This window comes from Microbacterium sp. UBA837, assembly GCF_002296025.1.
In the GTDB taxonomy this organism is placed as follows: domain Bacteria; phylum Actinomycetota; class Actinomycetes; order Actinomycetales; family Microbacteriaceae; genus Microbacterium.
This window is the reverse complement of record NZ_DBHD01000096.1, coordinates 1-8,824: the sequence shown is the minus strand read 5'-3', so window position 1 is coordinate 8,824 and position 8,824 is coordinate 1. Positions and strand designations below refer to the sequence as shown.

General features: G+C 66.7%; 10 protein-coding genes and 1 tRNA gene. 2 read left to right on the top strand and 9 right to left on the bottom strand.

The genetic code is table 11. The features are described 5' to 3' along the window. The 4 genes from B3587_RS07240 to B3587_RS07225 form a co-directional block, all read right to left on the bottom strand. The coding region (locus B3587_RS07240; RefSeq protein ID WP_414683124.1) for a helix-turn-helix transcriptional regulator at positions 1–500 on the bottom strand (500 nt) is incomplete at its 3' end. Positions 501–622: 122 nt separating this feature from the next. Next, positions 623–1,585, bottom strand: coding sequence for an FKBP-type peptidyl-prolyl cis-trans isomerase (locus B3587_RS07235; protein ID WP_292727517.1), 963 nt, complete (start codon positions 1,583–1,585; stop codon positions 623–625). Positions 1,586–1,589: 4 nt separating this feature from the next. Next, the gene (locus B3587_RS07230) at positions 1,590–2,627 is read right to left on the bottom strand and encodes a tRNA (adenine-N1)-methyltransferase (RefSeq protein ID WP_292727515.1); all 1,038 of its coding nucleotides are present in this window, start codon (positions 2,625–2,627) and stop codon (positions 1,590–1,592) included. Beyond that, the gene (locus B3587_RS07225; protein WP_292727513.1) at positions 2,624–3,307 is read right to left on the bottom strand and encodes an HAD family hydrolase; all 684 of its coding nucleotides are present in this window, start codon (positions 3,305–3,307) and stop codon (positions 2,624–2,626) included. Before B3587_RS07225 ends, B3587_RS07230 begins: the two co-directional genes overlap by 4 nt. Positions 3,308–3,432: 125 nt before the next feature. On the opposite strand from B3587_RS07225, the gene B3587_RS07220 reads away from it, so the two are divergent. Then, positions 3,433–4,299 (top strand): PAC2 family protein, encoded by an 867-nt coding sequence (locus B3587_RS07220; protein WP_228179069.1) that lies wholly within the window; start codon positions 3,433–3,435, stop codon positions 4,297–4,299. Between the two features lie 25 nt (positions 4,300–4,324). Here the strand turns inward: B3587_RS07220 and B3587_RS07215 are convergent, their stop codons facing one another. Both B3587_RS07215 and B3587_RS07210 read right to left on the bottom strand, forming a co-directional pair. Further along, positions 4,325–5,149 carry an undecaprenyl-diphosphate phosphatase gene (locus B3587_RS07215; protein WP_228179068.1) on the bottom strand — a complete coding sequence of 275 codons (825 nt, stop codon included), beginning with the start codon at positions 5,147–5,149 and terminating at the stop codon, positions 4,325–4,327. Positions 5,150–5,163: 14 nt separating this feature from the next. Further along, a complete protein-coding gene (locus tag B3587_RS07210; protein WP_414683123.1) occupies positions 5,164–6,471 on the bottom strand; it encodes a M20/M25/M40 family metallo-hydrolase in 1,308 nt (435 codons plus the stop codon). A 113-nt stretch (positions 6,472–6,584) separates the two neighbouring features. Here B3587_RS07210 and B3587_RS07205 point away from each other — a divergent pair. After that, positions 6,585–6,669, top strand: a tRNA-Leu gene (locus B3587_RS07205). Positions 6,670–6,933: 264 nt separating this feature from the next. Here B3587_RS07205 and B3587_RS07200 read toward each other — a convergent pair. The 3 genes from B3587_RS07200 to B3587_RS07190 all read right to left on the bottom strand — a co-directional run. Then, positions 6,934–7,062: a hypothetical protein gene (locus B3587_RS07200; protein WP_292727509.1), complete on the bottom strand. Its 129-nt coding sequence runs from the start codon at positions 7,060–7,062 to the stop codon at positions 6,934–6,936. Continuing rightward, the gene (locus B3587_RS07195; protein ID WP_292727508.1) at positions 7,059–7,721 is read right to left on the bottom strand and encodes a DsbA family oxidoreductase; all 663 of its coding nucleotides are present in this window, start codon (positions 7,719–7,721) and stop codon (positions 7,059–7,061) included. Before B3587_RS07195 ends, B3587_RS07200 begins: the two co-directional genes overlap by 4 nt. 64 nt (positions 7,722–7,785) lie before the next feature. Further along, the coding region (locus B3587_RS07190) for a VIT1/CCC1 transporter family protein (RefSeq protein WP_292727506.1) at positions 7,786–8,824 on the bottom strand (1,039 nt) is incomplete at its 5' end.

Below are 8,824 nucleotides of genomic sequence, written 5' to 3'. Positions count from 1 at the left end.
CGCCGCACTCGCGGCGCAGCGCTTCCGGGCCGCATATATCGGAAGCTCACGATTCGCGAGTCCTCGATCGCCCGCTGCAGGGGCGCAAACGACGGTTCGCGCAGACTGATCCGCGGCGAGTATCCGAGGATCGGATCCTCGACCGGAATGCCGAGCGCGCGAATCTTGCGTAGGCCGCTGCGCGCATCCGCCGACAGAGAGCTTTCGCTCCACACGCCTCCGGCCAGGTTCAGCAGAGCGAGCTCGGCCGGCGTGAACTCGATATCGGCAGGCAGCTCGTACTCGGCGGTCGGTACGCGGTAGCGAGCCTCGCGAAGATCGTCGGGATCGGCACGGTCACCGATCGTCTCGATCGGGACACCGAGTCCACGAAGGCTCTCTTTATCGCGCTCGAACATCTTCTCGAGCGCGTCCTTCGACGTGCCGGCTTCCGACTGCTCGCGGTAGCCCGACACCGACGACAGGATCGTGTCCTTCGTGATGCCCTGTTCGGTGGCCATCAGGGCAACCACGAGGTTCACCAACCGCTCCTCGGGCGGAATGCGCACAGGGGTCTTCGAGGGCACGCCCTCATCCTAGGTGCGCGATGCGCGGCATCCCCTCTTGCCGAGGGTGATTTCGGCTACGAGGCGGGTTCCGGGTCGATTCCGAGGATGTCGATGACGAAGACGAGGGTTGCACCGCCCGGAATCGCGCCCTGTCCGGCATCGCCATAGCCCTGATCCGGCGGCACAACCACGAGCACCTGGGATCCGACGGTCTGACCCTCGAGAGCCGCGGCGAAGCCCGGCACGACCGCGGTCAGATCGAACGAGACCGGATCGCCGTCCCAGCTCGTGTCGAAGACCTCACGCGTGTCCCACAGCAGACCCGTGTAGTGGGCGCGAACCGGCTGCTCGCCGGTGACGACCTCGCCGTCGCCCTTCTTGATCGTTTGGATCGAGAGTTCGGTCGGGGCCGGGGCATCAGGGATGATGACTCCGGGTCGCCCGTTCGGGGCGCGGACGACGGACGGAAGACCGTTGCTGTCGGTGAACTGGTCAGCGCCATCCGCCTTCGGAAGGTAGACCTTCCGAACGTCGACGACGGCGACCGCGGAACTGCCCTCCTCGAGCCCGATCTGCGTCGCGGCAGCCGGGTTGATCGCATCTGCCGGTAGGGCGACAACGACGCGGTCCCCTTCCTGCGCGCAGTGAAGAGAATCCTCAAGCCCTGGCAGGGTGTCGATCCACCGCGACATCGAGAAAACGTTCTCGAGCGTCACGTCGTAGGAGGTGGCGACGGCCGGCTCACCGGTCTGACCGTTGAGGACCACCATGTCGAGGATGACCATCTGGTCGGTCGTGATGATCGGCGTCCCCTCCCCCTGCGTGAGGTCGGTCCATGCGAGCTCATCCACCTGGAACGGGGTATAGACCTCGACGTCGGGCGCCTCGCCGAACTCACCGGTGACTGTCACGAGATCGGTCGCTGCGGGGTCGGTATCGGTGACACGAGCGCACCCGTCGGCTGGGCTTGTCGAGCAACCGACGAGTCCGGCAGCTGTCAGTCCGAGGATCGCGAGGAAGGCGGGTGTCTTTCGCACCGGATCAGTCTAGGTGGTCAGGCTCAGCCGTTTCGTCGACCGTCACAGGGCCGCCGCCGGTGGCGGCTTGGCGGGCACCGTCAGCCGCCTTCTGCGCTTCGCGAACTCGTTTCCGCAGGTTCTTGTCGGTGATCTGACGGTCACCGACGGCACCGGGAGTCCACAGCTCGACATCCTCGTCGCCGTAGCTGCTCTTCGAGGCACGCCGCTTCTGCTCGGGCGCGACAGCGCCGGGCGCGAGGCGTCGAGCCCACAGCAAAAAGCCCGTGTGCGCGACCATTCGGTGGTCTGGGCGAACGGCGAGACCCTCGACGTGCCAGCCTCGCACCATCGTCTCGTTCGCGTCGGGTTCGGTGAACAGGCCGGTGTTGCGGATGTACTCGGCTACGCGGCTCAGTTGCGTGGCGGTCGCGATGTAGCAGAGGACTACCCCGCCCGGGGTCAGGGCCTCCGCAACGGCGTCGATGCACTCCCACGGGGCGAGCATGTCCAGGATGACGCGGTCTACCGTTCCGGGTTCGACGGCCGTCGGCAGCTCAGTCACGAGGTCGCCGACACGAACGTCCCAGGATGCCGGGCGGTGACCGAGGAAGGTCTCGACGTTGGCCTGCGCAACCTCGGCGAACTCCGGCCGTCTTTCGAACGAGACCAGTCGCCCGGCGTCGCCGATCGCGCGCAGCAGCCAAAGCGAGAGCGCGCCAGAGCCGACGCCGGCTTCCACCACGACGGCGCCCGGAAACACGTCAGCCTCGGAGAGGATCTGCGCCGCATCCTTCGGATACACGATCGCGGCGCCACGCGGCATCGACATCACGAAATCACGCAGCAGGGGGCGCAGCGCGAGGTACTCGTGGCCGGCGCTATTGACGACGACCGAGCCGTCCGGGATCCCAATGAGGGTCGAATGAGGCAGCACCCCGTGATGCGTGTGGAGTTCCCCACCTTCGCGAAGCGTAATCGTGTGCAGCCGGTTCTTCGGACCGGTGAGCTGGACACGGTCGCCCACGCGGAACGGACCGGACAGACGTGGTGTGGTGCTCATGCGGCGCCGATCTTTCGGTGTGCGCGGTGAAGCTCACTGAGGTCCGAAGCTGTCACCCCGTGAAGTGTGGGCCAGACGGCGTGGGCACCGGCCCCCTCGAGCGAGACCATCGCGGGAACGCCCAGAACAACCGATCCCGCGGCTACAGCGGAGCGCAGCCCGTTCGGCGAGTCCTCGATCGCCACGGTGTCGGCTGGTTCTACGCCGAGCGATGTGCACGCCTGGAGATACGGATCCGGATACGGCTTCGGGCGGGTGACGTCATCGCCGGCGACGACGAGGTCGAAGGCGTCGAAATCGATGAGCTCGGCGATATGGGAGGCCATCCGTCGCATCGACATCGTCACCAACGCGGTCTTCAGGCCGGCATCCTTCAGGTCGGCAAGAAGCTCGCGCGCGCCCGGTCGGAAGGGAACGCCGTCCCGCGAGATGCTGCGCATCACTTCGCTGGTGAGGTGCTCGATGATGTCGCCGGTGGACATTCGTACTCCCGCTTCCTGCAGGATCCGCGCAGAATCCTCCAGGGCGAGCCCGACCAGCGACAGCGCCTTCTCGTGAGTCCAGGACCCGCCGTAGCTCTCAACGAGCGGCGTCTCAGCCGCAATCCAGTACGGTTCCGTATCGACGAGCGTGCCGTCCATATCCCAGAGCACGGCGGAGAGGGCGGGTGGCGCAGTCACCGGACCATGCTACCGACGGCCTCGTTGACGATTGCCCGCTGCCGGCTCCCCCCGACCTCGACGTTTCTCGCACCCGCCCGACAGCGGCATCCTATTCTGGATGGATCGCCACCTGAGGAGGTCACGTGGAGGGACTGGGACGCAGGGTTCTCGTCGCCGCATTCGACGGCTGGAACGACGCGGGTGAAGCAGCGTCCTCGGCGGTCGCTCATCTGCGCGACTCCGGCGGCTACGAGACTGTCTACTCGGTCGATCCCGAACTGTACTTCGACTATCAGTACACGCGTCCCCAGATTCGCACGACCGCGGATGGCGCCCGCGAGCTGACATGGCCAGAGACGACAATTCACCGTCCCACCCGCGCGACGCGGGGCACGCAGCTCTGGCTGCTCACGGGGGTCGAGCCGGCGCGAGCATGGCAGGCTTTCGCGTCCGAACTCGTCGATGTCGCCCTGCGCGAAGACATCACCGGGTTCGTTGCGATGGGGTCGATGATGTCGGATGTTCCGCACACTCGTCCGATCTCTGTCTTCGCGGGTAGCGAGAGCGAACCGGTGCGGACGTCCTTGGGACTTGAGCGCAGCTCCTACGAGGGCCCCGTCGGCATCCTGAGTGTGATCTCGCACGTCGCGACGGCTGCCGGCATCCCGGCGGCGCAATTGTGGGCCAGCGTCCCGCACTACGTCGCCGGCCACACTCCCTCACCCAAGGCGAGCCTGGCACTGCTCGATCGGCTTGAAGACATCACGGGCGCGAAGCTCGACCGCGGCGACCTTCCCGCTCAGGCACGCACGTGGGAGGCCTCCATCGACGCTGCGGCGGCCGACGATGAGGAGATGACGGAGTACATCCACCAGCTCGAACGCACGCGGGACACGTGGGACTCGCCGGAAGCGTCGGGGGATGCCATCGCGCAGGAGTTCGAGAAGTACCTTCGTCGTCGCGGCGACGGGCCCGGTCGCGGTGGACGCGACGAGCCTCGCAAGCCCTGACCCGTTTCGGCCCCGCTCACCCGAGTCAGTAGGGCTGGATGACGCCCATGCTCAGCAGCACGAGCAACGTCGCCCCGAGGGCTACCCGGTAGACCACGAACGGCAGGAAGCTGCGCTTGGAGATCCAGCTCATGAAGAAGGCGATGACGCCGAGCGCGACGATGAAGGCCACACCGGTGGCAGCAGCAGTCTCTATCGGGGTGAACGGCCCCTGCTCGTCCCAGCTCTTGAACAACTGATAGAAGCCGCTGCCGAAGACCGCAGGGATCGCCAGGAGGAAGGCGTACCGGGCTGCAGCCGCGCGTTCGTAACCGAGGAACAGTCCGGCGGTGATCGTGCCGCCAGACCGCGAGACTCCGGGGACCAGGGCGAGAGCTTGCGCGAACCCGAAGATGACGCCGTGTCCCAGGGTGAGCTGGTCCAGTTTTCGCCGCTTCGCACCCACGAGGTCGGCGATGCCCAGCAGTACGCCGAAGAAGATGAGCATTCCGGCGACGAGCCAGAGCGATCGGAGCGTCGTCTCGATCTGATCTTGGAAGAGCAGCCCGAGCACGACGATCGGCACCGATCCGATGATGATGAGCCAGCCCATGCGGGCGTCGGGATCATTCCGCGGCGCCCTCCCGACGAGGGCGAGCGACCAGCGTGAGACGATCCGCACGATATCGCGCCAGAAGAAGACGACGACCGCCGCCTCGGTACCGATCTGGGTGATGGCGGTGAAGGCTGCACCCGGGTCCTCAGCGCTCGGAAGAAATTCGCCCAGGATGCGCAGGTGAGCACTCGATGAGACCGGCAGAAACTCCGTGAGCCCCTGCACGAGGCCGAGGATGATTGCTTCCAGCAGCATGGATGCCTTCCGGATCAGTAAGACAACAGCAGGTCGGTCAGCACGCGCTGACCGAAGACGAGCGAGTCGAGCGGGACTCGCTCGTCAACGCCGTGGAACATACCGGTGAAATCCAGATCCGCCGGAAGCCGCAGCGGCGCGAACCCGTAGCCTCGGATGCCGAGTTCAGCCAGTGCCTTGTTGTCGGTGCCTCCGCTCATCAGGTACGGGAGGACCGGAACGCCCGGGTCGTGTCGCCCGAGGGCAGCGACCATCGCATCGACCAGTTCGCCCTCGAAGGGCACCTCGAGACCGATGTCGCGGTGGACGACCTCGATCTCGATGTCCGGCCCGACGATGTCCTGGATGGCGCGCAGGGCACCATCCTCGCCGTCAGGAAGGGTCCGCACGTCGATCAACGCCTCGGCGCGGTCCGGGATGACATTGTGCTTGTATCCGGCGGTGAGGGCGGTCGGGTTCGTCGTGGTGCGGATGGTGGAGCGTAGGAATCTCGACGCCGGCCCTGCCGCCGCGGCCACCGCGTCAGGGTCATCCGATGCCTGGCCGGTGAGTTCGGCGATCCGTTGGGTCAGCCGTTCCGTCGTCGCGGTCAGTTCCACCGGCCACGCCGTGCGTCCGAGCGCGGCGACGGCCTCGGCGAGGCGGGTGACAGCGTTGTCTTCATGGAAGGCGCTGCCGTGAGCGGCCCGGCCGCGGGCGATGAGGCGGATCCAGACCAGCGCCTTCTCGCCGACTTGCAGGAGGTAGGCGCGGCGACCGGCGAGGTCGATCGAGTAACCGCCGACCTCGCTGATGGCCTCGGTCGCGCCAGCGAACCACTCCGGGTGGTCGCGAACGACCAGTGCGGAGCCCTCGCCGCCGCCGTTTTCTTCGTCCGCGAAGAAGGTCACCACGAGGTCACGCGCTGGCTGACGCCCGCTGCGCAGGATGTCTGCGACAGAGGTGAGGATCATGGCGTCCATGTCCTTCATGTCGACCGCGCCGCGTCCCCACAGCATCCCGTCGCGAATCTCTCCTGCGAAGGGGTCGACCGACCAGTCCTCAGCGACAGCTGGCACGACGTCGAGGTGCCCGTGGACAACAAGCGCGGGCTTGTCGCGGTTCACTCCCGGAATGCGAACGCCGACGTTCGTTCGCCGGTCGATCGGTTCGTAGATCTCGGGCGTCAGGTCGAGCTTCCGAAGATAGTCGGCCACGTACTCTGCGGCTTCGCGTTCGCCGCGGGCCTGTCCCCCACCCCAGTTCGTGGTGTCGAAACGGATGAGGTCCCGGGCGACGACGACGACTTCGGGGAGATCCGATTCGGTATGCGACACGGCCACCAACCTACCGCGATCAGACGACGCGAATGTTTCGGGTCGAGACCTCCTGCGATTATCGGCGGTGCCGTGGACGTGATAATGTCGATCTTCGGTTGCGAAGCCGAAACCACTCTGCGCGGGTGGCGGAATAGGTAGACGCGCTAGCTTGAGGTGCTAGTGCCCGTATAGGGCGTGGGGGTTCAAGTCCCCCCTCGCGCACAAACGAAAGTGGGTCCCGAAAGGGGCCCTTTTTCGTTTGTCCGGGAGGGGTAGACGCGGACGCCCCGGGGTGGGCCCACGCCGCCGGAGGCTCCGCGCGCTGCGCAGCGCGGCGCGCGGAGTGGCGGTGGGGAGGCCCACGCCGCCGGAGGCTCCGCGCGCTGCGCAGCGCGGCGCGTGGAGTGGCGGTGGGGACAAGTCCCCCCTCGCGCACAAACGAAAATGGGTCCCGAAAGGGGCCCTTTTTCGTTTGTCCGGGCTTCGCTAGCTCGTTACGGTTTCGCTGTCCGCGGCGGGGATGTTGCAGACATCGCCTTCGCAGACGATCCCGTCACCACCGAGCATGGTGAACGGCTGGGCAGCATCCTGTTGGGTCGGGGACGAACCGCTCATGCCGGAGTCCGCTCCGACGCCACCTGGGCGAGCACCTGAGCGAAGGTCGCGCTCTCCTGTGCCCCCGAAACGCCGTACTTGCCGTCGAATACGTAGAAGGGCACACCCTGGATGCCGTACGCGGCAGCTTGCGCGACATCCGCCTTCACCGCGGCGGTGTACTGGCCGGACTCGAGCGCGCGGACGACGTCATCATGGTCGAGCCCGACCGTGGCGGCGAGATCGGCGAGATCATCGACCCGGCCGACGTGCCCGCCATCGACGAAGTATGCCTTCAGCAACGCTTCCTTCATCTCTTCCTGCAGACCGTGCGCCTTCGCATAGTGCAAGAGTTCGTGGGCCTTGATCGTGTTCGTCTGATGGATGTGGTCGTAGTCGTAGGCGAGCCCCTCGCCTGCAGCGAGCGTCGTCACCCGCTCGACCATCTGAGCGGCCTGCTCCGGCGAGACCCCCTTGCGCTCGGAGAGGTACTGCACCGGCGACCCGTCGTAATCGACAGGCGTGTCAGGGGCAAGCTCGAAGGAGTGATACTCGATCTCCACGGGTACTCCGGACGCCGCCACGCCCTTCTCGAAGCGCCGCTTGCCGATGTAGCACCAGGGGCACTGCACATCGGACCAGACATCGACCTTGATCGGGGAAGCAGAAGGCTCGCTCATGTCACACCGAACCGCGGCATCCCCGACACTATTCCCGGCGGCAGCGGCGGAAGCGGGCTCGCGGTCAGCCGACCGTCACTCCGAACAGCAGCCCCAGAAGGTAGGTCACCGCTGCCGCACCGAATCCGATCGCAAGCTGTCGCAGCGCGCGCTTCAGGGGCGGACCGCCGGACAGCAGCCCCACCGTGGCCCCTGTGGCCAGGAGCGCGACACCGACGAGCGCCAGCGCTGTCGCTACTGCGGCGAGTCCGGATAGTCCGAAGATCCACGGCAGCACCGGGATGATCGCTCCGGATGCGAAGAACAGGAAGCTGGAGAGCGCTGCGCCCCACGCACTTCCGACGACGTCGTCCTCGGCAGCGCCCGCCACGCCTCCGCGGGCCAGAGCGCCGGGACCCGCCGTTTGAGCATCGCCGATGATCGCTCGCGCCGCCGTTAGCGCCTCTTCCTCCGGCATCCCGCGCGTGCGAAACACCAGAGCCAGTTCGTTCGCATCGAGGTCGAGGAACGACAACACCTCGTCGGCGTAATCGTTCGGCTGCGTCGCCGCGAGCAGCTCGCGCTGGGATCGCACCGAGACGAACTCACCGGCACCCATTGACAGCGCACCGGCGAGAAGGCCCGCGATACCGCTGAACAGCACGAGTTGCGGGGCGACTCCGGTCGCACCGATTCCCATCACCAGGGCGAGGTTCGAAACCAGTCCGTCGTTCGCGCCGAACACCGCGGCTCGGAACGTCCCCGACAGCCGCCGTCGCCCGCGGGCCGCAAGCCCACGCACGACCTCGTGATGGATCTTCTCGTCGGCCGCCATCTGCGAAGTCGCATGCGGATCGCTGTCGTAGGGAGAGCGCGCTTCGGCGTTTTGGGCGAGAGCGAGCACGAAGATCGAACCGAAGTGACGCGCCATCCACGCAAGCATTCGAGTCGACACGCGGGGTCGCGGCAGCGTACTGGGCTCGCCCCCGAGTAACTGCAGCCAGTGCGACTCGTGCCGACGTTCGGCATCGGCGAGGGCTTCCAGGATCGCGCGCTCTTCGCCGGTGCGGCGAGCAGCCAGCTCACGGTATACGCGCGCTTCAGCGCGCTCGTCCACGAGGTAC